Raw genomic sequence first — 24,803 nt, 5'->3', positions numbered from 1 at the left:
CGGACGAGATCGACAGGATGAAGAAGATAGACAGTTATCCTGTCGATCCCTATTTCATCCTGTGATCCTGTCCATTCGATAGGAAAAGCATGGCGATCGACCCGAACCTCCAACTGCCGATCTGCGACCACAAGCCCGCCGCGTACGACGGCCCGTCGCGCGACGAGGTGATCGCGCTGCGCAAGCAGTACGTTTCGCCGGGCGTGATCACTTACTACAAAGACCCCCTGATGATCGTCGAGGGGAAGATGCAGTACTTGTGGGACGAGACCGGCCGGCGCTACTTGGACGCCTTTGCCGGGATCGTCACGGTGAGCGTTGGCCACTGCCACCCCAAGGTCTTGGAAAAGGTCAACGCCCAGACCGGCAAGCTGCAGCACACCACCACGATCTATTTGCACCCGACCATCGGCCAGTTCGCTGAGAAGCTCGCGGGCGAGATGCCCGAGGGGCTCAGCCGCAGCTACTTCACCAACTCGGGGAGCGAGGCGAACGAGGTCGCCATCCTGTCGGCCCGCGAGCACACCGGCAACACGGATGTCATTGCGCTGAGGAACGGCTACCACGGCGGCACCTCCGTGCCGATGTCGCTCACGGCCCACGGCACGTGGAAGTTCCCCAGCAACCCGTCGGTCGGCGTCCACCACGCGCTGCCGGGCTACTGCTACCGCTGCCCGTTCGACCTGGAGTATCCGAGCTGCGGGCTGAAGTGCGCGTACGACGTGGAGAACGTCATCCGCTACCAAACGCCCGGCCAGATAGCGTGCTTCATCGGCGAGCCAATCCAGGGCGTGGGCGGCACGGTCACCCCGCCCAAGGAGTACTTCCAGGTCGTGTACGACATCGTCCGCAAGCATGGCGGCATTTGCATCGCCGACGAGGTGCAGGGGGGCTTCGGCCGCACCGGCGAGCATTACTGGTCGCACCAGAACTACGGCGTGGTGCCTGACGGGATCACGATGGCCAAGGGCATGGGCAATGGCGTCCCGCTCGGCGGTTTTACGACCACGCCGCAGATCAGCGAGGCGATGGCCAAGCGGATCCACTTCAACACTTTCGGCGGTAACCCGGTGAGCATGACCCAGGGGCTTGCGACGCTCGAAGTGATCGAAGAAGAGGGCATCCAAGAAAACGCCCGCGTGGTAGGGGGCCGGCTGAAAGAGGGCCTCTTGGAGCTGCAGGAGAAGCACCCGCTCATCGGCGACGTCCGCGGCCTGGGCCTGATGCTCGGCGTCGAGCTCGTGCGTGACCGCAAGAGCAAGGAACCCGCCAATACCGAGGCGGCCGACGTGATGGAGCGGATGAAGGAACGCGGCGTGATCATCGGCAAAGGGGGCCTGTACGGCAACACGCTGCGCATCAAGCCGCCGATGTGCCTCACCGCGGACGACGCCGACTACCTCGTGATGTCCCTGGACGAAACGCTTAACGAATTGTCAAACAACACTTAGGTGCTGAATGACCAATGACCAAGCCCCAATGACCAATGCTAGTTAGCAAACCGTATTGGTCATTGGGATTTGGTCATTGGTCATTCTCCCACCAAGACACAATCCACTCGCACTGCGGAGTGCCCCATGCCCACGCTCGAAACCACGGTCGACGGCCTCAAGCTTCCCAACCCGTTTGTGATCGGCTCGGGTCCGCCCGGCACCAACGGCAAGGTCATCGGCCGGGCGTTTGACGATGGCTGGGGGGCGGTGATCTGCAAGACCGTGTCGCTCGACGCGTCGAAAGTCGTGAACGTGCAGCCGCGCTACGCCCGCCTGCGCAGCCGGCACACCATGGACGAGAAGGGGCAGGGCGAGATCTACGGCTGGGAGAACATCGAGCTGATCAGCGACCGCTCGTTCGACACCTGGCTCGACGAGTTCAAGGCCCTCAAAGACTCGCACCCGGAGGGGGTGCTCATCTGCTCGGCGATGGAGGAGTACGACAAAACGGCGTGGCAGGACATGATCGGCCGCTGCCAGGACGCCGGCGTCGACTCGTTCGAGCTCAACATGAGCTGCCCGCACGGCATGCCCGAGCGGCGGATGGGCGCCGCGGTGGGCGAGAACCCCGACCTCTTGGAAGAGATCTGCGGCTGGGTGATGGAAGTCGCCAAGGTGCCGGTCTGGGCCAAGATGACGCCCAACGTCACGCACATCGAGGACCCCGCGCGGGCGAGCCTGCGGGCCGGCTGCCAGGGCGTCTCGGCGATCAACACGATCCGCAGCTGCGTGGGGGTTGATCTCGACACGCTCAGGCCCGAGCCCGCCGTGGAGGGCTACACCACGCCGGGCGGCTACAGCGGCCCGGCCGTCAAGCCGATCGCGCTCAGGATGTGCATGGAGATCAGCAAGCTGATCGAGAGCGAGTTCCCCGGCCGCTCGCTCAGCGGCTTGGGCGGCGTGGAGACCAGCCACGACGCCGCCGAGTTCATCCTGATGGGCTCCTCCACCGTGCAGGTCTGCACCGGCGTGATGAAGATGGGCTACGGCTGCGTGCAGCAGATGTGCGACGAGCTCCTCGCCTTCATGGAAAAGCACGGCTTCGAGACGATCGACGACTTCCGCGGCAAGAGCCTGCCGTACTTCACGTCGCACAGCGACCTAGTCAAAAAGCAGGCCGACGCCCGCGCCGCCAAGAAGGCCGCCGCCGACAAGAAGAAGATGGTCCGCGGCGACGCCGAGTGGGACGGCGACGACTTCGTCGAGCAGTCGGACGCCTTAGCGCGGGGCTGATTTACCACCGGGGGCGTTGGTTAATCGAGCAGAGTACTTCCTCTACTTCGTGCGGGGGCTCCAGACGGTCCGGAGCCCCGCACGAAGTAAGGGGAGTTGTCTCACCCACGTGCTGAAGCCGCCTGCGGTTTTCGCGTGCTTCTCCGTCGGCGGGGTGCTAGGATCACGACCGTCTCAGCGGGCCGCTCGGCCCGCGCTTTTCTCGCCGGAGGCCTATCATGCCACGCTTGCTCCCGCTGTTGACCGCTGCGGCGGTCTTGACCCTATGCGCATCGTTATCAACGGTCCGCGCCCAAGACACTCTGCGTGAAGACACGCTAGGTGAAGCACCCGTTGCTCCGGTCGCGGCTGAGGCGAGCCCCACGGCGTCTTCCGAGTCGCCCGCGACTCCCGACCCTACCGGCACCTGGCGCTGGACGCGCAGCTTTGGCAACGAGGACGTCGACTTCAAGCTTTGTCTCCATTGGGACGGCGAGCAGCTCACGGGCGACTATACCTCGTTCGATCAGACCACGGAGATCGAAGAGGCGACTTATGAGGGCGGCGAGGTGGCGTTCACGGTTGAGCGCGAGTTCGGCGGCAACACGATGGTGGTCGACTTTCGCGGCGAGCCGGCCGGCGCCGAGCTGAGCGGCACGGTCGAAATCGACTTCGGTCAAGGGAACCAATCGGTCGATTGGCTCGCCGAGCGGCGGCTCGAAGCGGGCGACGTGGTCGGTGTTTGGACGGTCAGTGAGCAGCGCGGCAATCGACAACGCGCCGGCGGAGCCGGTGGCGACCGGCAACGCCGCGGCCGCGGCGAGCGAACGCTCACCGTCACCGAGCATGACGGCGAGCTGGCCGCGGTTCAGTCGGGCCGATTCGGCGAGCGCGAGGCGCAGCGCGTGTCGATCGATGGCGGCAAGCTCGTCGTCGAGCTCTCCGGCGAGGGACGCCGCGGCTCGTTCAAGAGCGTCTACACCGCGCTGGTGGCGGGCGACAAGATGAAGGGCGCCAACGCCTTCGAGTTCGGCGACCGTAAGGGGACACGCCAGTTCACCGCGGAGCGTCGCAAAAATGACGATGAACCCGCCGTCGTCGAAGACCCCGAGAACACGCTCGGCGACGAGTGATTCGGGATCGCCCCGACGCCAACAGCCCGGTTGGTCATCGGTCACTCCGCCCCATGCGGTTTCTATCGTCATGCCGCCGCGACGCTCGTCGCGGCGGCATGTTGGGCTATGATGAGGGTCTTCTCTGACTCGCCACCACAGCCACTCGGGCGCCATGATTCACTACCACGTCGCGATCACACGGATTCTTAAAACGGCCCTTCTTCTGCTGCTCGCTGCCCCGCTCTCTGCCGGCACGACGCTTACGGTCGACCCCGCCGGCGGCGGCGACTTCACGACGATCCAGGCGGCCCTCGACTCGATCCCGGTCGGCAACCGGCAGCGTGTTGTCGTCGAGATCGGCCCGGGCGCTTACAACGAGCGGGTTCGCCTGGACCACGACCGCGTGACGTTGCGTGGCGCCGGAGCCGAGGAGACCCGGTTGTGGTATCGCTGGCCGCGCGAGGCCTACCACCGCCGCTACGACCGCTTCGGCCCGGGCGTGCTGAACGTGTTCGGCGACGACGTGGTGGTCGAGGGACTCACGATCGAGAACACCCAGCCCGACTCGACCCACGCCTTTGCTCTTTACGGCCAGCCCGACCGGCTGATCCTCGACGGCTGCGAGGTGCTCGGCGTGGGGGGCGACACGGTGTCGCTGTGGAACACCTCTTTCGGGTGCTACTACCACCGCGGCTGCCGGTTCACCGGCGGGGTCGATTTCGTTTGCCCGCGTGGCTGGTGCTTCGTGCGCGACTCACGGTTCGAGGCGGTCGATGGCAGCGCGATGATCTGGCAAGACGGGCACATGGACCCCGGCATGAAGTTCGCGCTCGTTGGTTGCGAGTTCGACGGCCCAGAGGGGTTTTGGCTGGGGCGCAACCATTACCCGAGCCAGTTCTACCTCGTGGGCTGTCGGTTCACGGAGCGGATGGCGGACAAGCCGATCGGTGTGGTCGGCCGGCCGAAGCCGTGGCAAAACGCCTCGCTGTGGGAACAGAAGTACTTTTTCGATTGCCACCGCACGGGGGGTGACTACGCCTGGCACGCCGACAACCTGAGCGAAGCGCCGAGCTCGCCGGCGGCCGACGAGATCACGCCCGCCTGGACCTTTGGCGGCACGTGGGACCCCGAATCGACTGACGCCCCCACGGTCGTCGAGGTCGAGACCGACGGCGCCAGCGTGTTCGTCACTCTGAGCGAGCCGGTTTGCGGCGCCGCGGAGGCAAGGGTTTTGCGGGCCGACGGCTCCGCCGCGGAATTCACCGCCGGCGACGGCGATCGGCGCGTGCGATTCGAAGGCGGCTCGGCCGACTCGCTGCCCGCATCGCTCGAAGTCGAAGGTGAGAGCCTGATCGGCGCGGTGGCGACGCTCGCTCCGCGGCCGGTCGCGAGCCAATCGCTCCCCGCCGCGACGCCGGTTCACCGGGCGTCGATCTTGCTCGTGGGCGACTCGACCGTGGCCGACTACCCGCTCGAGAGCCCGATGCGCGGCTGGGGCCAGGCGCTGCGCGGCATGGTCGACGAACGTGTGACGGTCCACAACGCCGCCCGCAACGGCCGCAGCTCTGAGAGCTTCCGCAGCGAAGGCCGCTGGAAACAGGCGGATCTCGAAGCGGCCGACTTTGTGCTGATCCAATTCGGCCACAACGACAACCCCGGCAAGGGGCCGGATCGCGAAACCGACCCGGCGCCGGGCGGCTCGTACCGAGCGAACCTCACTCGCTACGTTGAGGAGGCCCGCGAGGCGGGAGCCGTTGCGGTGCTCGTGAGCCCCACCGCACGTCGTCATTTCACGGCTGAAGGTCAGGTCGACCCACAGGGGGGCAACCTGCCGTACGCCGCGGCGGTGCTGGCCGTGGCCGAGGAGCTCGATTGCCCGGTCGTCGACCTGAACCGCCTGACGGGCGAGCTGTTCGAGCGGCTCGGCGAGGGGCCGAGTGATCGCTACCAGCCCGAAGGCGACCGCACGCACTTCACCCCCGCCGGCGCAAGGCGTGTAGCGGCGCTGCTGCTCGGCGAGCTACAGGAGCAGTTGCCCGAGCTGCGGCGGTTCGTCGATCAAGCGGCGCTGCGCCGCCCTTAAAGACTGTCGATCAGCCGGTCGATCTCCTCGTCCGTGATCCGCACCCGCGTGGCGAGCAGCATCTCGCGCAGGTGGTTCTTGCCCTCGAAGCCGTCGGGGGAGCCGATGTTGCCCAGCGGGCCCTCGCTGTCGACGAGCAGTTCGCCGCCGGCGCCGAAGATCGCGTGGAACGGGATGCCGTGTTGGCCGCCGCGGGTCACCCGGCCGGCGGCCTCGCCGCCGTTCGTGTCGAGCCCGCGATCGATCTTGAGCAGCACGTAGTCCTTCTCGAGCACCGCGCGGTGGTCGTCGAGCCAGCGGGTCATCGTGAAGCAGGGGCCGCAGTAGCGGCCGCTCACGCGGGCCCACACCCGGCGGCCGGTGGCCTCGGCCTCGTCGAAGGCGTGGCGCCACTTCTCCTCGGCGTCGGCGGGCGGCGGGGCGTGGGCGTCGACAAAGGCGGCGGTCGCCGCTCGCGCGTTCTCGTCGTCGGCGTCGATCGTGATTGAACCGAGCACGGCGCCCCCTTCGTCGAGCGCCCAGGCGTGGACCGAATTGCCCTCGGGCGCTTGCCACCCGCGCTCGGCCAGCAGCTCGGCGCCCTCGCCCGCAGGGTCGAGATAGACGAGCTGCTGCATGTATCGGGCCGCGTTCTCGTTCTTGTCGGAGCTGACGAAGTTATGCCGCACGAAGTTGGCCAGGTGGTCCTGCTGGGCGCAGGCGACGACCATCATGCCGTAGCCCGAGAGCCGGGCGTCGCGCTGCCGCTGGGCGAACCGCACGGCGAGCGGCGCCGGGGGAGCCGCCTCAGGGCGCCGCTCCAGCCGAAAGGTCGCCGGCGGGCGCTCCTCGCCGGCGCTCAGCAGGGCCTTGCCGAGGTAAGCGGTCCGCTCCTCGGCGCCCGGCAGGTGGTCGCAACTAAGGCTGACCTCGACGCCGGTCGGCAAACGCTCGAACAGAAAGCCGCCGCGGTCGTCGGTGATCGTCTCGTATCGGGCGCCCTCGAAGCTTTTGACGAACCAGCCGTCGTAATCCTCGTCCCCCTCCACGCGAACCACGGCGCGCACCTCGTGGCCGGCCATCGGCTCGTCGCTCTTGCCGAGCAGGCGGCCTTGCAGCGGCGCTGTCGGCTGGAGCGTCACGCTCAGCGGCGCCCCCGGGTCGTCGGTCACGGCCGACCCCGCCGCGCGGCCGTCTTTGGTGCGTGCGAACACGCCGATCGCGTCGCCCAGGGTCTCGAACGTGAACACGCCGTCGGCGTCGGCCGTGGTGGTCGAGGCGTAGTCGTACACGCCGTCGAGAGAGCCAAAGCTGACCTTGGCGCCGGCCAGGTCGGCCTCGACGCCCTCGGCCAAGGCCAGAGCGCCGGTGACGCCGCGCATCTCGTCCCGTTCGCGGTGCAGCTCCAGGCGGGCGGTCTCGCCCTTGCGGACACGCAGGTCCTCATCGACGCGCCACAGCGGCTGGTAGACCTTCACCGACAGCTCGCCCGGCAGGGCGTGGGTGACGGCCTTGCCCGAGGCGTCGGTCGTCAGCCACCAGTCGCGGCTGCCGGAGCCGTGACGTTTCTCGCCGTTCTCCCATCTCGTGTAGGAGTGGCTTTGGCGGAGGATCAAACCGAGGTTGGCGTAGGGCGCCCGCTGGGGGCCACGCGTGGCGACGATCTCGACCTCTTCTCCCGCGACGACCGACAGCACCGGCTCGGTCGTCAGTCCGGTCGCCGGCTCGTAGGGGACCGAGACGCCGAACTCACCGACCCAGCGTTCGTCGTCCACAACCGCGCAGTACGTGGCGCCGGGGAGCACGTCGACCGAGAAGACGCCCTGGGCGTCGGTGTAGGTATAGAGGTGGTCCGAGCGGTTCTCTTGTTCGCCTTGGAACGACTTGAGACACGCGCGGAAGCCGCCCGGCGCCACGCCCTCGGGCGTCGTTACCCGCCCCGTCACACGCTTGCGCTCGGCGGCGCGTTTCACACGGTAGACGACGGCGCCGGCGACCTGGACCGCGTCGGAGGCGTCGCCATCGAGCACCCAGCCGCTGGCCAACGCCACATCGGGGTAGTAATGATGCGACTCCCAATCGGGCAGCCAGCGGAAGATCGCTTCGCCCGCGGCGTCGGTGGTCATCCGCGACGGCTCGACGAGGCCCAGGTAGTTGTAGTTGGGGGGCGGCGTCGCCACCTGGAACTCGAACTCGACCCCCTCGGCGGGCGCCCCCTCGGCGTCGACGAAGCGGAGCGTCAGGTCACGGCAGGCGAACAGCTCGACCTCGTGCTCGTCGGCCTCGGGGTTGCGCGGTGGCTTGCGGCCGAATTGGTAGCCGCCCAGCAGGTGGTTCTCGGTCCAAGCCGTGAAGGCGCGGATCTCGTGCTCTCGCAGCAGAGGGAAGCGGGCGACGCCCTCGGCATCCGATTCGGCGGTCTTCGTGATGTTGTAGCCGAGGTCAACACGGACCGTGGCGCCCGCAACCGGCGCGTCGTCGTGAATAACACGCACCGCGACTTCGCGTGTGGGCTCGGCGAGCGTGAGTCGCAGGCCGTCGATCGCGTCTTGGCGGAGTTGATAGCCGTTAATTCTTTGCGTGGCGAGCGCCCCCGAGGGGGACTCGGCCATCAGCCACAGCGAGTAGGGTCTGCTCTTGTTGACCGGCAGCCACGCTTCGAACCGGCCGCCCTCGACGGCGAACTCGATCGGCTCGGTCGCGCCCCGATGGTTCATACCGCCGGTCATCTCGACCCGTTCGGCTGACGCGCCGTCGCTCGTGAGCACCTCGCCGTGGAGGCGGATCTCGAGGTCGTCGCCCGATCCGCGCAGCCACGGAGGCGGTCCCGGCACGGCGGCCGACACGGCGCCTACTAACGTTAGGTGCAGCAAGAAAAGAGACGCCCATCCGGGCGCTGCGCACGAAGCCACCATCGGCCTGTTCCTATCGATTAGTGAAAAGCTTACCCCGACGCGGCGATTGTACACGAAGCCGCACCGTGCTCAAACTAATCGATAGCTAAGTGTAATAGCAGCGGTTTAAAGGACCGCAGTGAATCTTAAAGTCCTCCCCGTGTAGGGTGTTACTCCGCGATGCAGTACACGTGCCCTTCGGCGCGGATGAAGATCTCGTCGCCGACGATCTGCGGCGTGGCGTCGACCGGTTCGCCCAGCTCGTTGGTGGCGAGCACTTTGAACTCGTCGGAGCCGTGCTCGATCACCAGCGTCGTGCCGTTGCGTTCGGTGAGGTAGACCCGCCCGGCGGCGCCCACCGGCGAAGCGTACACGTTCTCGATCTTGGGAAGGCGTTTCTGGTCGATCACCGGCTCGCCGGTGTCGGCGTTGAGCACCGAGAGGATGCCGCGGTTGCTCTTGTAGAAGTAGACCCGGTCGTCGTAGAGCAACGGCGACGGGACGTAGGGCGTTCCCTTGTCGTGGCGCCAAACGACTTGTGTGTCGTCGTCGGTCACGTCGCCCAGCGAGTCGAGCCGGATCATCCGCGACGCCGTGCCGCGGTGGCCGCTCATCGCGATCACGCAGTCGCCGTAGCGCAGGACGCAGGGCACCGGGCATTGCACCTGGCCGCCGCACTCCCAGATCAACTCGCCCGAATCGAAGTCGTAGCTCCGCACGCGGTTCGTGCCGTTCATGACGACCTGGGTCTTGCCAAAGGCCTCGGTCACGAGAGGCGTGGTCCAGGTGGTCCCCTCGTCGCGGTCGGTGCGCCACTGCTCTTTGCCGGTCGCCGCGTCGAGTGAGACGAGGAACGACTGCCCCTCGTGGTCCCACGGGACGAGCAGGCGGCCCCGGGCGACCGACGGCGAAGCGCCCTCGCCGAACGAGTTGCGGGTCGTCATGTCGCCGAGGTCGAGGTCCCACAGCGGCTCGCCCTTGAGGCTGTAGCAATAGATCCCGAACGAGCCAAACGAAACGTAGAGCCGCTCACCATCGGTGATCGGTGTGGCCGACGCGTAGGTGTTGGTCTGGTGCTTGCTCTCTTGCGGAACCTGCTCCGTGGCGAGTTGCTCCCAGACGACGTCGCCCGATTTGCGGTCGAGGCAGTAGACCCAGAACTCGTAGTAGTTCTTGGGCTTCGAAGCGCGGCCGCGGCCACGGCGGCGACGCCCCTCGGTTTCTGGCGCCGGCTCGGGCGCATCCTCCGGTTCGGCGGCGGTTTCATCGCGGCGCGCGGTTTCGACGGCCGAAACGACGAACACCTGGTCGCCAAGCACACACGGTGAGCCGTTGCTGTGGCCGGGCAACTCGGTCTTCCAACGGATGTTGGTCTCCGAGTCCCAGCGAAGCGGCGGGGCGCCGTCGGCGAGGCCGGTCGCGTTGGGGCCTCGCCAATGCGGGTAGTCAATGGCCTTCGCGGATGCCGAGAGCAAGGAAAGACTCAGGACGGCCATTGCCGCGGGAACGAATGCTAGACGGTTCACGATGAGTATCTCCTGCGTGCTTAGTTCGCGAAGGCTTGCTCAGGGAAGAGCCGCGATGGGAGAGGGCAGCCTACCACAGTCTCCCCTCATCAAGGCAAGCGTAAGAAGGCGCCTGGGGAGCGAAAAACTACAACCGATGAAACACGCGGCGTGGTTGCGTGAGGGGCCTCACTGTGGCGCTGATGCGCGGAGGTTCTTCGCCGGTGGCAAGGACTCGATGGTCACGTTGCGGAACTCGATCGCGTGCCCTTCGGACTGCAAAGCGATCTGCCCGCCCGAGGGCACGACGCCGGACATTCGATTAACTTCGGCGCCGTTGACCCGCAGCACGAGCCCGTCGCCACGGGCGGTGATCTCGTAGCTGTTCCACTCGCCGACCGGGTTCTCGGTCGAGGCGCCCGGGCGCGGCAAACGTCCGGTGCTTACGCCGTTGGGATTGCGACGGACAGTTTCTTCGCGACTCCGAGCGTCTTCAAACGAGGCGAAGTCGCCCGCCCGGCCGGTCTTGAGTTGTGCCTCGATCGACTTCGGCCATATCTGGTCGGGCCCCACGACGTGCAGCAGCACGCCGCTGTTGGCCCGGCCGCCGCCGTCGCCCTCGGGCCAACGCCACTCGAGCCGCAGAACGTAGTCGGCGTAAGCCAGGTTGGTGCGCACGTAGCCGCGGCCTTGGCCGGTGCAGCGGAGCACGCCGTCGCTCACCTCCCACGCTTTGCCCCGCGCCGCTTCTTCACCGTCGTAATACTCAACCCACCCAGAGAGGTCTTGTCCGCTAAAGATCGCTTCCGGCTCCGAGGCTTGCGAGATAGGGACCGACCCAACGGACGCGATCGCCGCGGAAGCCAGGAAGCAACGCCAAAAAGTCATCGAGAAAGGCATGGGCGCCTCGGTGATTGAGAAGCAGAGTTGAAAAGCAGATAAGAGGATAACGCAGCACTGAGCTGGACCGCTTGCACTGCCGATGTCGCTCGGCCGCGGAGTGCGGTTGTTCCGCAGCGGCCTCAAGCTAAGAGCGATCGACCCGCGTGTCAAAACGCGGACCATCGACGACGCCGCTTCGGTGAGAAAGCACACTTACTCGGCTTCCATCGGTCGCCTGCTGGTCGCCGGCCGAGAGAGGCCGCTCGATCGCGTTGCTGAGGAGCGTGGGGGCGAACGGGGCGACGAAACTGGCGACACGCCCGATTTAAGCTCGGCGCCAGCGAGGACCAACCGAGTGGTTCGCGCTAGCCGATCAGGCCGTCTTGCTGGCCCACGCCGTTGGTCCCAAGATTGGGCTGCGGCAACGAGGTGAGTGTCGGCGAGGCGGGGGACTGTTGCTGCTCGATCAGCAGCTGCAGTTGCGTGCTTTTGACCGCCAATTCGGCGACCGAATTGACCTCGAACTTCTTGTACAGCCGCGCTCGGTCGCCCTCGATGGTGCGTTCCGACACGTCGAGCTCACGGGCGATCGCCTTGTTGAGCTTGCCCGCGAGAAGACGCTCGAGCACCACCCGTTCGCGCTCGGACAGCGACTCGTTGGAGTCGTGCAGAGTCGCCAGCGTCGACTCGACCGCGAGACGCCGTTGGTCTTGTTCTAACGCGCTGTTGATCGCCGCCGCCAATGTTTCAACGGAGCACGGCTTCTCGATCAAGGTCATGGCGCCCGACTCCATCAGGCTCACGGCCGAGGTGACATCCGCCTTGCCGCTGTAAGCGACCGCCGGGATGGATCGCCCTAGAGAGACGAGTTGGTGCAGCAAATCGATGCCGCTCATGCCGCCCAGTTTCAGGTCGAGCACCATGCAGGCGGGTCGGTCTTGGCGAGGGGAGTCAAGAAACGCCTCGGCGCTGGCGTAGCCCAGGGCGCGGTAGCCAAGGGCGCCGGCCACCTCGATCGCCCAGCTACGGACAAAATCGTCGTCGTCGATCACATAGACCGTTGGAGTCATCAATCTGCTCCCCTCGCTGCCGGCGTTCGCTACCGCGCCGATTGTGTTGCCGTGGTCATTGGAGATATATAGCTTGCAAATCCAATATCGCGATTCCGCATGCCTTCAACTTTTTATCGAAACCCGCTGAGGCACTCCTCTAGGAGCAGTTGCGCGATAGCGCTAACCGAAGCCCTGCACAGGTGCAGTGGAGAGCCCTATAGCGGATGCAATGGCATGGGGGTGCGCGGAGCCGCAGTGGTTCGCCTTTACCGGGGAGACGACGATTTGTCGGTCAAGATCTCACTTGCGGCTACCACGAGCTCTTCGGGAGAGAAGGGCTTCTGCAAGAAGTGCGCGCCGCCGTCGGTCACCTGCTGACGATTGCCTTGGTGGCCCGTGTACCCCGAGATGAAAAGCGTGTTGCAACCGGGGTGGCGTTTGAGGATCGCCTCGGCCAGTTCCGGCCCGTTTTCGTCCGGCATCAAAACGTCGGTGATCAATAGATCGATCGCGTCGATTGTCTCAGCAATCCTGCGGGCCTCGGCCGGCGTCGAAGCCACGTGGGTGGTGTAGCCTTTGGAGGTAAGCGATCCTTTGGCCACACGCCGGATGGCCTCGTTGTCGTCGCAAAACAACACGGTTGGTAGAGAGACTTCGGTCGCGTTGAAGACCGGCTTCACGATGACCGCACGCATTTCGGAGGAGTCGTCCTCGCCCACTTCCCCTGGCGCCGGCGCAGCGCAGGCGGGCAGCCTCACCGTGAAGGTTGCTCCTTGTTGGGGGCCACGGCTCGCGACTCGCACCTCGCCGCCCGATTGGGTCACGATGCCGTGGACCGAGGCCAACCCGAGCCCGGTGCCCTTGCCCTCCGATTTGGTGGTGAAAAACGGATCGAAGATGTGGGGCAAGTCTTGGTCGCGGATGCCTACGCCTTTGTCGCTCACCTTGATAACGAACTCGCCATCGGCTCGCGGCTTGTCGGCGCCGTGAGGTAACGCGGCGGCGGGCTGGGATAGCGAAGTGACCAGTTCGATCGCGTCTCCATGTTCTTCGCTGGCGTCGCGCGCGTTGAGCACGAGGTTCATCACCACCTGCTCCAACTGGCTCGGGTCGATTAGCACCCAGCCACTCTCGGCCCGCAGGTTGACCCGCAACTCGATCGACTCGGGAATCAGGCTGCGGAGCATCGGCTCGAGCTTCGCGATCGCGTCGTTGGCGTCGACCACGGTTGGCCTGAGCACCTGCTGGCGGCTGTAGGCGAGCAGCTGGGCGGTCATCCGCGCGGCGCGCTTGCCGCAGCGGATGATCTCGTTGGCGTGGTTCAGCCGGTGTTCGCTGCGGTTGTCGGCCGATTGCAGCAGGCTGATGCGCAACAGTTCGGCGCGGCCGATCACCGCGGTCAGCACGTTGTTGAAGTCGTGGGCGACCCCGCCCGCCAGCCGGCCGATCGCCTCGAACTTAGTCGCCTCGGCGAGCGCCGTTTCGAGCCGCCGCCGTTCGCTCTCGGCGCGTTCGCGCTCGTGGATCTCGGCTTGGAGTTCGGAGGCGTGCAGCGTGAGCCAATGGACCCGCAGGCGGTGGGCGCCGACCACCAATCCCAAGATCCCCGCACCCAAGACGGCATGGAACCAAGACTGCTGGTAGTAGTGCGGTTCGATGTGAAGGCTGAGCGTGTCGCCCGATTCGCTCCAATCGCCATCGGGGTTCATCGCCTGGGCGGTGAAGTGGTAGTCGCCCGGCGGCACACGCGTGTAGTACGCCGTGCGACGCGCGCCAGCCTCAACCCAAGAGTTCTCGTAGCCTTCGAGGCGGTAACGGAAACAGATTTGCTCGGGGCTCGCGTAGGCGAAGGCGGTGTACTGGATCTCGAGATTGTTCCCGCCGGGGCCGAGCGAGACCACGTCGTTCGTCAGGTCGGCCGGCGCGTTGTTGGCCACCACCGACTCGATGCGCACCGTAGGGGGGGCGTCATCCTTCGTGTACGCCTTGGGATCGACGACGATCAAATCATTGATCGTAGGAAACCACATCCGGCCGTCCGGCGTCCGCGCCGCGGTCGGCCCGTTGCCCTCGCCTGTGGAGATCACCCGGCAGCGTATTTGGGCCTGCTTGCCGGCGAGCGTCTTGTTGAGGTCCTCGATCGCAACGACTAACACGCCGCGATTGCTATTGATCCACAGCCTGCCGGTGTCGTCGGCGAGTAAACCGCCCAGGTTCAGGTCGAGCAGTCCCTGTTTTGCGCCTATCTCATGGAAACGGCCGTTGCGCAATCGCAGCAGGCCATCTCCGTAGGTCGAGAGCCAGATGTCGCCGTTCTCGGCGCCGTAGAGTGACCTGACCGACCCGGCTCGCACTTGGGGCGGCAGGTCAAAGAATTTAAAAGCCTCTGCTTCGTTCGCGGGGGTCCAACGTCCCAGTCGACCTTCTTCGACGAACCACAACGAGCGGTCGGGTGTGAAACCGAGCAGCCTGCGGCGGTTGTTGCTCAGGTCTGGGGGCGGTGTGGCGATCGTCGTGAACCCCAGTTCCGGATCGCGCCGACACAAGGCGCCACCGAGCACGGTCCAGGCCGCGCCGTGGTGGTCGAAGACCACCGGGCCGAAGGGCAGAGGGGCGATGGGCGCCGCCTTGCTGATATGTTGCGAGAGCAAATCGAGTTCGATCAGCTCTTGGTAGTCGGGCGAGGCAAACCAAGCCGTGGTCCGGTTGCCTCCTGCTAGAAACTTGAGATCGCCGAGCAGGTCGGGTGCGACCGCCTCGAAGTGTTCGCCATCCCAGTGGACAACATCCCGGCGTGACTCGAACGCGTCGAGCCAGACTCCATCGGCTCCGTCCGTTATGACCTTGTTGACCCCGCTTTCGATTCCCGCCTGCCTGGCGACACGCACGAATGGCTCTTCTGTGATGCGGATCAGGCCTGTCCCGTTGCTGCCAAGCCAGTAGTTGCCCTCGTTGTCTTGCACCAAGTCGCGGCAGCCCACGACCGCCCCATTCGACGGCCGACTGGAAGACAATCGGTCTTTAGTCCGCCGCCAGTTTGAGGCCCTCGTTAGCGTGTCGACTCGTCCGTGCTTCCTGTCGTAAAAGACGAAGTCGCCGTCGTGGTTGATCAGCGCTACGCAAGGGGCGCCGATGTCTTCGTTCAGCATCACCTGGTATTGAGAACCTTGCAGACGACCGACGAACAACTCACTGACGACCCATATCCCCGCTTCGCTGTCCGAGACGATCCCGTAGGCCGCCGCGTCGTCGCCGTTGGGCAAGACGGCTGTCTTAACGAGTTCGAATCGATCTCCCCGCTTCGCGACAAGCCCACGATCGGTCCCCGCCCACAATTGCCCCGTCGTATCGACATGCACACAGTAAACAGCCGTATCAGGCGCGGCGGGGAACGGCGTGACTCGGCTGGGCTTGCCGTGGAAGTAGCGGATGAAATCGTCGCCGGCGGTCCAGATGGCCCCGTCGCTGGACTCGGCGATCCCGTTGATCTGCCCGAGGTGCTCGCTCTCGGCCACGTGATGGAACTCGCCGCCGCGCATCTGGCAGAGTCCGGCGTCTTCGGTGCCGATCCACAAGGCACCGTCTCGCCCTTCGAAGAGCGACAAGATGCGGTTCGATACGAGTTCGGGCGTGTTCTCGATGGAGTAGACCTGCATCCGCAGACCATCAAAACGAACCAGCCCTCCGAAGGTGCCGATCCAGAGGTAACCGTCGCTGGCTTGAAGGAGTGAAGTGACAGTGGCCTGTGGCAGGCCATCGGCTGAGGTCCAACTGCGAGCGACGCGTTGGGCCGAAACTCCATGCAGCGAGAGAGGGTTCTGCCCCTCGGCGGTTGCAGCCCGAGGAGCAAAAACGAAAGCGATCGCCAAGAGAGACCGGATAAAACGCAACCCGTAGCGAGTTGCGAGTCCGTTGTGGGCGTCGTTGGTGGGGCGGTGTCGCCGGGTCACTCGAGCCTCAAACGTTCACTCAGACGGGTGGATCAATCGCCTAGCGGTGGCATGGGGGCTGGCTGCGAGTCATTGGCTAGATGCGGGGTGGCAATGCCGGCACGATTTTAGTGCGGTCACGCCGTATCCTCTTCATCTCTTAGATCGGGCATTGAGCCGCAGAAACTTCGCAGGGTATACGGAAACCCGAGGTTATTTCGCATCCTTCGATGTTATAAATTCGTGCCCCCTAAAGTTTGGCTCGATTCGATCGCGTCTCCGGAGCGACAAGGGGCTTACGTAGAGCCGCCGTCTGCCGCGTCGCCGGCTCTCGAACACGCTATCGATTGCACACCCAGGGATGGATGCTCGTGCGTATCTCAACTCTCCCGTTCTTAGCATTCGCCCTGGCGGCCTCGGCCTTAAGCCCATCTTGGGGTAGCGGCTCGGTCAAATACGCCGATGTCGTCGGCTCGTTGTCTCCCGACCACTATTACCGGCTCGACGAGACGTCGGTCGGCTCGGTGTGGGATGCGGGCGGCTCGCCTCAGCACGGCGTGCACGAGGGCAACGGAATGGCTTCGCCCATGCCCGAGCCGCCGGTTGGCGCTCCATTCGGCTACGCCGGATCTGCGGGGCCCGATCTGTCGGTTGACGGAGAATCGTTTGCCGGGTTTGAAACCGACAATCGCTCGCTCTTCTGCAACAACAGTCTTGCCGCCAACCTCGGCGACGGGCTCCAGTTCGCGCACACGACGATGACCGTGTCGCTGTGGTTCAAAACCCCCTCCTGCGGGCCGGGGAAAGGCCCCGGCGACGAATGCAGCTACACCCCGGTCAGCGAAGGGGGCGAAAGGCTCTTCAGCAACAACTTCAACGGCGCCGATCTGCCTGGCGACTCGGAGCTCGACGCGTCTGAGGTCGACGACCTGGGGCACTTGCAGATCAATTTCGGATCGGGCGCCAATCTCGTGATCAGCATCGACAACCGATTCAGTGATCCGTTGAAATCGAGCTTTCAGGTCCCCCACGCCGACCCGTTGGTCCATGGCGAGGGCCCCTACGGCGCAGCGGGGCCGGGCTCCGGCTTGGCGGTCAAAGACAACCAGTGGCATCACCTCGTGGTCTCGCGCAACGGCGACAGTCTGGATGACGTTTTGCTTGTCGTCGACGGCCAACGCGTCATACAAGACCGCTGGGCCGACAGCACTGATAGCTGGGGCGTGACCGAGCCGTACGACGCCCGGATCGGCACCCGCACCACGGCGCCCGATCCTGCGTCGCGCCAGGTTTTCAACGGTTGGCTCGATGAGGTCTCGGTCTGGCTCGGCAAGCAGCTGTCGGTCGCCGAGGCGGTGTCACTCTATTACGCCGCTTTGGGGGTCGAATTCACTCCCGGCGACTACGACCGCAACGGCATGGTGGACGAAAGCGATTTCGACGTGTGGCGCGCCACTTTCGGATCGACGCTCGAGCTAGCAGCCGACGGCAATTTCGACGGCCGAGTCGACGCCGCCGATTTCACCGTGTGGCGTGACCACTTCGAGCCGGCGGCCGGCCTTTTCGTCGCGGTCCCCGAGCCCCACGCGGCGTCGATTTCTCTTGTTCTGGCGGGGCTCCTTGGCGTATGCTCCGCGCGTTGCATAAAACGCTAACTAAAGTCGCGAATACGGATCGCATGAAACGCCCGAGGCTTCTCGAGCCCAAAGTCCGCCGCTCCGGCTCGTTCGCCGCGAGAGCGTTTACGATCGTCGAACTGCTGGTCGTGATCGCGATCATCGGCCTGCTCGTCGCCCTGCTGCTGCCCGCCGTGCAGGGCGCGCGTGAGGCGGGTAGGCGCGCCCAGTGCAAGAATCAGCTCCGCCAGATCGGGCTGGCGTTGCAGCACCACGTGGGAACCTACGGCGTGTTCCCCAGCGGCGGCGTGGAGCCGTGGCCCGAGGTGGAGGACTACTCTTCGAACGGCAAGCCCTTCGGCCCGCAACGCCAAGGGCTCGGCTGGGCTTACCAGTTGCTCCCGTTTCTCGAGCTGCGGCAGGCGCACCAACTCGACACCACCGAAGCGATCAGCGGCACGCCGATCGAGCTCTACTTCTGCCCATCGCGGCGCCCACCCACCGCTTATGAGTCTCGGGGCCAATCGTTTGGGTGGCTGATTGACTACGCCGCCCTCACGCCGGCGCCCAGTCGCGAAGAAGTGGGCGAGTTGTACTTCGATGCTTTTCTGAAAGACTCGTTAGGCTGCTCGCAGGGATACGCGTTCTGGGGCGTGTGGAACGATTCCAACTCGTTCGAGCCTGCCGACGCCGAGACGCTCGGCGGCGCTTACACCGGCTTCCGCGGCGTGATCGTGCGCGGCAGCTACCTGGTGGAGAAGGGGACGCGCGGCGCCGTCACTCGGCTTCTCAACTACGACAGGCTTACCAAGTTCGCACGCATCACCGACGGCGCGAGCAAGACCGCAGTGATCGGCGAGAAGCGGATCAACCTTGCAGCATACGGCGGCGGTCTCACGGGCGACGACCACGGCTGGTCCGACGGCTGGGACTACGACACGGTCCGCAGCGCATTCTGTCCGCCACAGCCCGACAGCCCGAGCACCCTCAATGGGCTTGCGGAATTCGCCACCGCGGGGTCGGCTCACACCGCCGGCATGCACGTGGTGATGGCCGACGGCGCCGTCGGGATGGTCGACTACCAGGTCGATCCTGAGCGGTTCAACCGACTGGCCCACCGGTCGGATGGCTCCTCGGCGTCGCTCTATTAAGCGGCCCCTGTCGCCTGGCTGGCCGTCGCTCGGTTGACCGCAACCGCGGCTCCACCACAGGTCTCTAGCCGCCGCTTGGCCCGCAGCGATCGCCGAATAGCCCTTACGGTTCGAAGCTCGGGTGACGCCGTTTGCCCGCTGGATGGCGGAATCGCACTGGCGTTGAAACGGCAGTCACATCATACTCGTTAGTGCGCTATCCGTTTTTGGCTGCACCGCGACAACGGCGTTTCTATGCTCACCCACGATTTCGAGTCCAGCATCGGCTACTGGATCGCCCGCGCGCACCAGGAGTACATGCGGGCCTTCAACGAGATGCTGGCTCCGCACGGCATCACCTTCCGCCAAGCCCAGGTGCTTGGGTGGTTGGCCGCCGAGGGACCGATGTCGCAGTCGGAGATGGCGAATCGGTTGATGATCGAACCTCCGAGCCTCGTGGGCATCCTTAATCGCAGCGAGGCGGCTGGGTTGGTCGAGCGGCGGCCCGACCCGGAGGACGGGCGGGTGAAGCTCATTCATCCCTTGCCCGAGGCAACGCGGGTGTGGGAACTGGTCGCCGAGTGCGGCCAGGTGATGCTTTCGCGGGCGTCAGCGGGGCTTTCAGAAGAAGAATTGGCCACCCTCCATCGGGTGCTGTTGAAGGTAAGAGAGAATGTCACGGCTTGTGAAGCGGCGAATCCTTAAGCGGCGGACTGCGGGTTCGAGCGGGTTTGTGGTTGGGGTATTTGCGGCGTGCGTGCTCAGCACGTGCGGCGCGCTCGCCCAGCCCGGCGGACCGGCGGTGGTGATCGCCGCCCGACTGGTCGAACGGACCGTGGCCGCCAAACAATCGTTTGTCGGCAGCATCGAACCGACCAAGCGCGCCACGATCGGCAGCGCGGTCTCAGGGCGCGTGACCGAGTTCCCCGTCGAGGCGGGCGACCGCGTAGAGAAAGGCGAGAAGCTCGCGCAGCTGCTCACGGCCACCATCTCGCTCGAACTGGCCGCCGCCGAGGCGGAGCTCGAGTACCGGCGCCAGATGCTCGCCGAGCTCGAGAACGGCTCGCGCCCCGAAGAGGTCGAGCAGGCCCGCGCTCGCATGGCGGCGGCGAATTCACGCTTCGAGTTCGCCACCGCGCGCCGCGACCGGGTGCAGCGTGTGTTTCTCGAGAATCGTGCTGTGACCGACGACGAGGTTGGCGAGGCTGTGTCGCTCGCGGCCGAGGCCGAGGAGGCGTACGCCGAGGCAAAAGCGGCCCACAGCTTGCTCGTAGCCGGCCCACGCGAGGAGGTGATCGCCCAATCGCGGGCCCAAGTCAAAATCCAAGAGGCGGTCGTCGAACGCCTCCGCGACCAACTCGCCAAGTACACCATCATCACCCGGTTCGCCGGCTACGTGGTCACGGAGCACACCGAGATCGGCGCGTGGGTCAGCAGCGGCGATCCGGTGGCCGAGGTCGTGGCCGTCGACCGCGTCGAGGCGGTCGCCCAGGTCTCGATGCAGAGCGTCAACTACCTGCGGCCGGGCGAGCGGGTGGAGATCAACATCCCAGCCCTCGAGGGACGCAGCTTCGAGGGCGTGGTGGTCACCACCGTTCCGCAGGGCGACCTGCGGTCACGCACTTTCCCTGTGAAGGTGCTGCTCGAGAACGAGATCAACGACGCCGGCCCGCTGCTCAAGCCGGGCATGATTGCCCACGCGGTGCTGCCCACCGGCGCGCCGCGGACCGTGCTGTTGGCGCCCAAGGACGCGGTGGTCCTCGACCAATCGCGGCGTTCGATGTTCGTCGTCGACAAGGCGTCCGGCGAGGGCCAAACGGGCGCCGTGTCGCTCGTGCCGGTAACGCTCGGCGTCGCCAGCGGCCCTTGGATCGAGGTGCTCGGCGGCGTTTCGGCCGGCCAGCTCGTCGTGGTGCAGGGCAACGAGCGGCTGCGTCCTGGCCAGGAGGTGAAGGTCAGCCGCGTGGTCGATGACCCGCTCGCCGCCGCCGCTAAGCCATCCGTTTCTCCCGTCTCGAGCCGATAGGTTTCGCACGATGAATCTGCTGGAAGGCTTCGTCAAGAATCCGGTGAAGGTGTCGGTCGGCGTGTTGCTGCTGGCGCTGTTCGGCTGCGTGTCGCTGCTGCGCATGCCGATGCAGCTCACGCCCGAGGTCGAGACCCCCACGATCACGATCACCACCGACTGGCCCGGCGCCAGCCCGCAGGAGGTCGAGCGCGAGATCGTCGTCGAGCAGGAGGAACAGCTCAAGGGCGTCGAGGGGGCCCGCAAGCTCTCGGCCGAGTGCAACGACTCGCGCGGCGTGATCACGATCGAGTTCAACGTCGGCACCGACATGGACCAAGCGCTGCTGAAGGTGAACAGCCGCTTGCAGCAGGTCCGCGAGTACCCGGTCGAGGCCAACCAGCCGGTCATCACCACGGCCAACAGCTCGAACCAGCCGATCGCTTGGTTCATCCTCAGCGCCACGCCCGCCTCCGACGCAGAGATCGACGCGTTCGCCGCCAAACACCCCGAACTCGCCGACCGCGTCCGCCGGGCGACCTCTTCGCGGAACGTGGGGCTCAGCATGCTGCGGTTGCGCAAGTTGGCCGAAGAGGAGCCGGCCGTCGCCGAACTGCTGCCGCCCGCCGACCTCGAGGTGCAGAAGCTGCGACGGTTCGCCGAGGACGAGATCGAGGCCCGTTTCGAGCGGGTGAGCGGCGTCTCGCAGGCCAACGTCATCGGCGGGCTCGAGGAGGAGCTGCAGGTCGTCGTCGACCCCGAAGAACTGGCGGCCCGGCAGCTCACGCTCGGCCGCGTGCGCGACGTGCTGCAGGGGCAAAACCGCGACACCTCGGCGGGCGACTTTTGGGAGGGCAAGCGTCGTTGGGTCGTCCGTTCGCTCGGCGAATTCCGTTCACCCGAGCAGGTGGGCGACCAACTGCTCGCCGTCCGAGACGGGGCGCCGGTCTACGTTCGCGACGTCGCCGAAGTGACCCTGGGCTACAAGAAACCGACCGGCTTGGTGCAGCGGTTCGGCGAGTCAAACATCGCCGTGAACTGCATCCGCGACACCGGCGCGAACGTGCTCGACGTGATGGCCGAGCTGCGGCAAGTCAACCACGATCTCAACCAAGACATCCTCGGGCCGATGGGGCTCGAGCTGATGCAGGTCTACGACGAGACGGAGTACATCGATTCGTCGGTGAACCTCGTTCAGCAGAACATCTTCATCGGCGGCGCCCTGACGATGGTCGTGCTGATGTCGTTCCTGCACTTCGGCGTGCGGACGCTGCTGTTCGCGCCGCTGATCGTGGCCACCGCGATCGCCGCGACCACCTTGTCACCTTGGTGGTTCGCGGTGACGCTCGCGCTGGTGCTGTTTGCCGGCTTCTGGTTCGCCCGCGGTGCGCTGGTGGTTGGGCTCGCCATCCCGGTGAGCATCATCGGCACGTTCTTGGTGCTCGGTTTGCTGGGCCGCTCGCTCAACGTGATCAGCCTGGCCGGCTTGGCGTTCGCCGTCGGCATGCTGGTCGACAACGCCGTGGTGGTGCTGGAGAACATCTATCGGCGTCACGACACGCTCGGCGAGCCGGCCTGGATCGCCGCCGTGCGCGGCGCGGGCGAGGTGTGGGGGGCGGTCGTTTCGTCGACCCTGACCACGATCGCCGTGTTCCTGCCCGTGGTGTTCATTGAGGAAGAGGCGGGCCAGCTGTTCCGCGACATCGCCCTGGCGATTAGCGCCGCGGTCGGGCTCTCGCTCATCGTGTCCATCACGATGATCCCCACCGCCTCGGCGCGGCTGTTCCGCCGCAAGCCGGGGCACGAGGACGAGCCGCTGCCCCAGGGCGACGCCGCCGACCGCGCCGCCGAGGCCTTCGGCGGCCGCTACGCCGGCGCGATCGTGGGCCTCAACGGCTGGATCCTCCGCGGCGTCTTCCGGCAGCTCGCCACCGTGGTCATCCTGGTCGGCTTGGCGGTGGGTGTCACCCTGGCGTTCTGGCCGCAGGTCGAGTACTTGCCGACAGGCAACCGCAACCTGATCCTGGCCCTCATCCTGCCGCCGCCCGGGTACAACGTCGACCAGCTTCTCTCGATGGGCGAGCAGGTCGAGGGGATGCTCCAGCCTTACTGGGACGTCTACCCCGACACCGACATGGAGGAGCTCGACGGCCCGGCGATTTACGACTTCTTCTTCGTCGTCCGCGACGGCGGCTCGGTTTTCTTAGGCGTGCGTGCGGCCGACCCGCTCCGCGCCAGCGAACTCATCCCCGTGCTGCAAGGGCTCGGGGCCCGGTTGCCCGGCACCTTCTTGGTCGCTTTCCAGAAAAGCTTGTTCGAGCAAGGCTTGCAGGGGGGGCGGACGATCGACATCGAGATCACGGGGCCCGAGATCGAGCGCCTCGCCGAGTTGGGCAACAAGATTCTCACGCCCAAAGAGGCGGGCGGCATGGGGGTCAGCGGTCTGTACCCGGGCACGCAGGCCCGTCCCGTGCCGAGCACCGACCTGTCGAGCCCCGAGCTGCACATCACCCCCAAGCTGTTGACCTCGGCCGAGTTGGAGATGAGTTCCGCCGAACTCGGCTTCACGGTCGACGCGCTGGTCGACGGCGCCTTTGTGGGGGACTACTTCCACGAAGGAAAGAAGATTGATCTGCGCGTCATCGGCGAGGCCAAGTTTGCGGACGAGACCCACCGCGTCGCCGCCGTGCCGGTGGCGACGGCCCGGGGGCAGCTCGTGCCGCTCGACACGCTCGCCGATGTCACGCTCTCCAGCGGTCCGGAACAGATCAACCACCGCGAGCGGGTCCGAGCGATCACGGTCCAGGTGTCGCCCCCGCCCGAGGCGCCGCTCGAAGAGGCGATGCGTCGCATCAATGACGAGATCGTCATGCCGATGCGCGAAGGCGGCGACCTCAATGGCGGCTACCGCATCGCCCTGGCGGGAACGGCCGACAAGCTCTCTGAGACGTGGAAGGCGTTGCGTTTCAATGTCATGCTGGCGGTGCTGATCACTTACCTGCTGATGGCCGCCTTGTTCGAGTCGTGGGTCTACCCGCTGGTGATCATCCTCACGGTGCCGCTCGGCGCCGCGGGCGGTGTGCTCGGCCTGGCCGCGCTCAACCAGTTCGTGCTCCAGCCGCTCGACGTGCTGACGATGCTCGGGTTCGTGGTGCTGATTGGCACGGTGGTGAACAACCCGATCCTGATCGTCCACCAATCGCTGATCCACATGGACGAAGAAGCGATGGCCCCGCGTGAGGCGATTCTCGAGAGCGTTCGCACCCGCATCCGGCCGATCTTCATGACGACCACCACCACGGTGCTGGGGCTCGCCCCGCTGGTGCTGTTCCCTGGCGCCGGCAGCGAGCTCTACCGCGGCCTTGGCAGCGTGGTGCTCGGCGGGCTGCTGCTCTCGACGGTCTTCACGCTGGTGCTGGTGCCGACGCTCTTCAGCTTGGCTTTGGCCATCTGGCGACGCCCCGAGACGGCCTCGCTCGGGCACACGCCCCGCGATCTCGATGGCCATCACGGTTCTCTAGAGGGCGGCGTATCTGAGCAGAGCGACTCGGCCTCGAATCTGCCCGCTCAGCTGCGCTGACCAACGCGCTTCTCTGTGGTTCAGGGCTACCGTTGCACGAGCCATTGAAGGCTTGTGCAACAGCTGCGCGCCCTGCAGCTCCCTTGGATGGGGCTCTCTAGAGCGGTTTGCTCATAGGTGTAGACGCTCGGCTCGCGATCGGCGTCATGGCTTCGTCAGCCTGCATCGACAATGCACCGCATTGCCTGCTTCGGCTTCCTCGCCACGCCGCCAATCGCTTCCCCGCTCGTCCACACCTATTCGAAAACCGCTCTAAGGCTCGCCACTGCGCCCGCAGAATCGGTCTCAGCGTTGCAGCCGGCGCCCGAGAGACGGTTGTCAGCAAGTT

Annotated in this window: 14 protein-coding genes and 1 pseudogene; 9 read left to right on the top strand and 6 right to left on the bottom strand. The window is 65.8% G+C overall.

Annotated elements, in window-relative coordinates; genetic code table 11:
* Positions 1-89: 89 nt before the first annotated feature.
* The 4 genes from Mal64_RS01445 (at position 90) to Mal64_RS01430 (ending at position 5,903) form a co-directional block, all read left to right on the top strand.
* A complete protein-coding gene (locus Mal64_RS01445) occupies positions 90-1,451 on the top strand; it encodes an aspartate aminotransferase family protein (protein WP_146395992.1) in 1,362 nt (453 codons plus the stop codon).
* Positions 1,452-1,577: 126 nt separating this feature from the next.
* Positions 1,578-2,726 (top strand): NAD-dependent dihydropyrimidine dehydrogenase subunit PreA, encoded by a 1,149-nt coding sequence (preA, locus tag Mal64_RS01440; protein WP_146395989.1) that lies wholly within the window; start codon positions 1,578-1,580, stop codon positions 2,724-2,726.
* Between the two features lie 218 nt (positions 2,727-2,944).
* Positions 2,945-3,838, top strand: a complete 894-nt coding sequence (locus Mal64_RS01435) for a hypothetical protein (protein WP_146395987.1) — start codon at positions 2,945-2,947, stop codon at positions 3,836-3,838.
* 154 nt (positions 3,839-3,992) lie between these two features.
* On the top strand, positions 3,993-5,903 hold the full coding sequence (locus Mal64_RS01430; protein WP_146395985.1) for a pectinesterase family protein: 1,911 nt from the start codon (positions 3,993-3,995) through the stop codon (positions 5,901-5,903).
* Here Mal64_RS01430 and Mal64_RS01425 read toward each other — a convergent pair.
* The 6 genes and pseudogenes from Mal64_RS01425 to Mal64_RS20355 all read right to left on the bottom strand — a co-directional run.
* Entirely contained in the window at positions 5,900-8,755 is a 2,856-nt protein-coding gene (locus Mal64_RS01425) for a thioredoxin family protein (RefSeq protein WP_146395982.1), read from the bottom strand. The two genes, Mal64_RS01430 and Mal64_RS01425, sit on opposite strands and share 4 nt — an antisense overlap.
* Positions 8,756-8,946: 191 nt before the next feature.
* A complete protein-coding gene (locus Mal64_RS01420) occupies positions 8,947-10,302 on the bottom strand; it encodes an outer membrane protein assembly factor BamB family protein (RefSeq protein ID WP_231993550.1) in 1,356 nt (451 codons plus the stop codon).
* A 168-nt stretch (positions 10,303-10,470) separates the two neighbouring features.
* Positions 10,471-11,181, bottom strand: coding sequence for a 3-keto-disaccharide hydrolase (locus Mal64_RS01415; RefSeq protein WP_197525332.1), 711 nt, complete (start codon positions 11,179-11,181; stop codon positions 10,471-10,473).
* A 347-nt stretch (positions 11,182-11,528) separates the two neighbouring features.
* Positions 11,529-12,233 (bottom strand): response regulator transcription factor, encoded by a 705-nt coding sequence (locus Mal64_RS01410; protein ID WP_146395977.1) that lies wholly within the window; start codon positions 12,231-12,233, stop codon positions 11,529-11,531.
* A gap of 248 nt (positions 12,234-12,481) precedes the next feature.
* The gene (locus tag Mal64_RS01405; protein ID WP_231993549.1) at positions 12,482-15,871 is read right to left on the bottom strand and encodes a hybrid sensor histidine kinase/response regulator; all 3,390 of its coding nucleotides are present in this window, start codon (positions 15,869-15,871) and stop codon (positions 12,482-12,484) included.
* Between the two features lie 36 nt (positions 15,872-15,907).
* Positions 15,908-16,165, bottom strand: a pseudogene (locus Mal64_RS20355) (two-component regulator propeller domain-containing protein); the annotation flags it as partial.
* Positions 16,166-16,515: 350 nt separating this feature from the next.
* Here Mal64_RS20355 and Mal64_RS01400 point away from each other — a divergent pair.
* The 5 genes from Mal64_RS01400 (at position 16,516) to Mal64_RS01380 (ending at position 24,475) form a co-directional block, all read left to right on the top strand.
* Positions 16,516-17,799 carry a LamG domain-containing protein gene (locus Mal64_RS01400; RefSeq protein WP_146395972.1) on the top strand — a complete coding sequence of 428 codons (1,284 nt, stop codon included), beginning with the start codon at positions 16,516-16,518 and terminating at the stop codon, positions 17,797-17,799.
* A 23-nt stretch (positions 17,800-17,822) separates the two neighbouring features.
* Positions 17,823-18,911: a DUF1559 family PulG-like putative transporter gene (locus tag Mal64_RS01395; protein WP_146395970.1), complete on the top strand. Its 1,089-nt coding sequence runs from the start codon at positions 17,823-17,825 to the stop codon at positions 18,909-18,911.
* Between the two features lie 234 nt (positions 18,912-19,145).
* Positions 19,146-19,595, top strand: coding sequence for a MarR family winged helix-turn-helix transcriptional regulator (locus Mal64_RS01390; RefSeq protein WP_146395968.1), 450 nt, complete (start codon positions 19,146-19,148; stop codon positions 19,593-19,595).
* A 52-nt stretch (positions 19,596-19,647) separates the two neighbouring features.
* Complete coding sequence (locus Mal64_RS01385; RefSeq protein WP_197525331.1) at positions 19,648-20,916, top strand: efflux RND transporter periplasmic adaptor subunit; 1,269 nt, start codon at positions 19,648-19,650, stop codon at positions 20,914-20,916.
* A 10-nt stretch (positions 20,917-20,926) separates the two neighbouring features.
* Positions 20,927-24,475, top strand: a complete 3,549-nt coding sequence (locus Mal64_RS01380; RefSeq protein ID WP_146395963.1) for an efflux RND transporter permease subunit — start codon at positions 20,927-20,929, stop codon at positions 24,473-24,475.
* The last annotated feature ends 328 nt before the right edge of the window (positions 24,476-24,803 follow it).

Source organism: Pseudobythopirellula maris (genome assembly GCF_007859945.1).
GTDB lineage: Bacteria > Planctomycetota > Planctomycetia > Pirellulales > Lacipirellulaceae > Pseudobythopirellula > Pseudobythopirellula maris.
The sequence above is the reverse complement of the archived record's forward strand: the minus strand, read 5'-3'. Positions and strand labels throughout refer to the sequence as shown.

Excerpts from the sequence above, each read along its gene's own strand:
- Mal64_RS01395 (WP_146395970.1), top strand. The coding sequence starts at position 17,823 with ATGAAACGCCCGAGGCTTCTCGAGCCCAAAGTCCGCCGCTCCGGCTCG.
- Mal64_RS01435 (WP_146395987.1), top strand. The coding sequence starts at position 2,945 with ATGCCACGCTTGCTCCCGCTGTTGACCGCTGCGGCGGTCTTGACCCTA.
- Mal64_RS01390 (WP_146395968.1), top strand. The coding sequence starts at position 19,146 with ATGCTCACCCACGATTTCGAGTCCAGCATCGGCTACTGGATCGCCCGC.
- Mal64_RS01405 (WP_231993549.1), bottom strand. The coding sequence starts at position 15,871 with ATGCAGGTCTACTCCATCGAGAACACGCCCGAACTCGTATCGAACCGC.
- Mal64_RS01380 (WP_146395963.1), top strand. The coding sequence starts at position 20,927 with ATGAATCTGCTGGAAGGCTTCGTCAAGAATCCGGTGAAGGTGTCGGTC.
- Mal64_RS01430 (WP_146395985.1), top strand. The coding sequence starts at position 3,993 with ATGATTCACTACCACGTCGCGATCACACGGATTCTTAAAACGGCCCTT.
- Mal64_RS01445 (WP_146395992.1), top strand. The coding sequence starts at position 90 with ATGGCGATCGACCCGAACCTCCAACTGCCGATCTGCGACCACAAGCCC.
- Mal64_RS01410 (WP_146395977.1), bottom strand. The coding sequence starts at position 12,233 with ATGACTCCAACGGTCTATGTGATCGACGACGACGATTTTGTCCGTAGC.
- preA (WP_146395989.1), top strand. The coding sequence starts at position 1,578 with ATGCCCACGCTCGAAACCACGGTCGACGGCCTCAAGCTTCCCAACCCG.
- Mal64_RS01415 (WP_197525332.1), bottom strand. The coding sequence starts at position 11,181 with ATGCCTTTCTCGATGACTTTTTGGCGTTGCTTCCTGGCTTCCGCGGCG.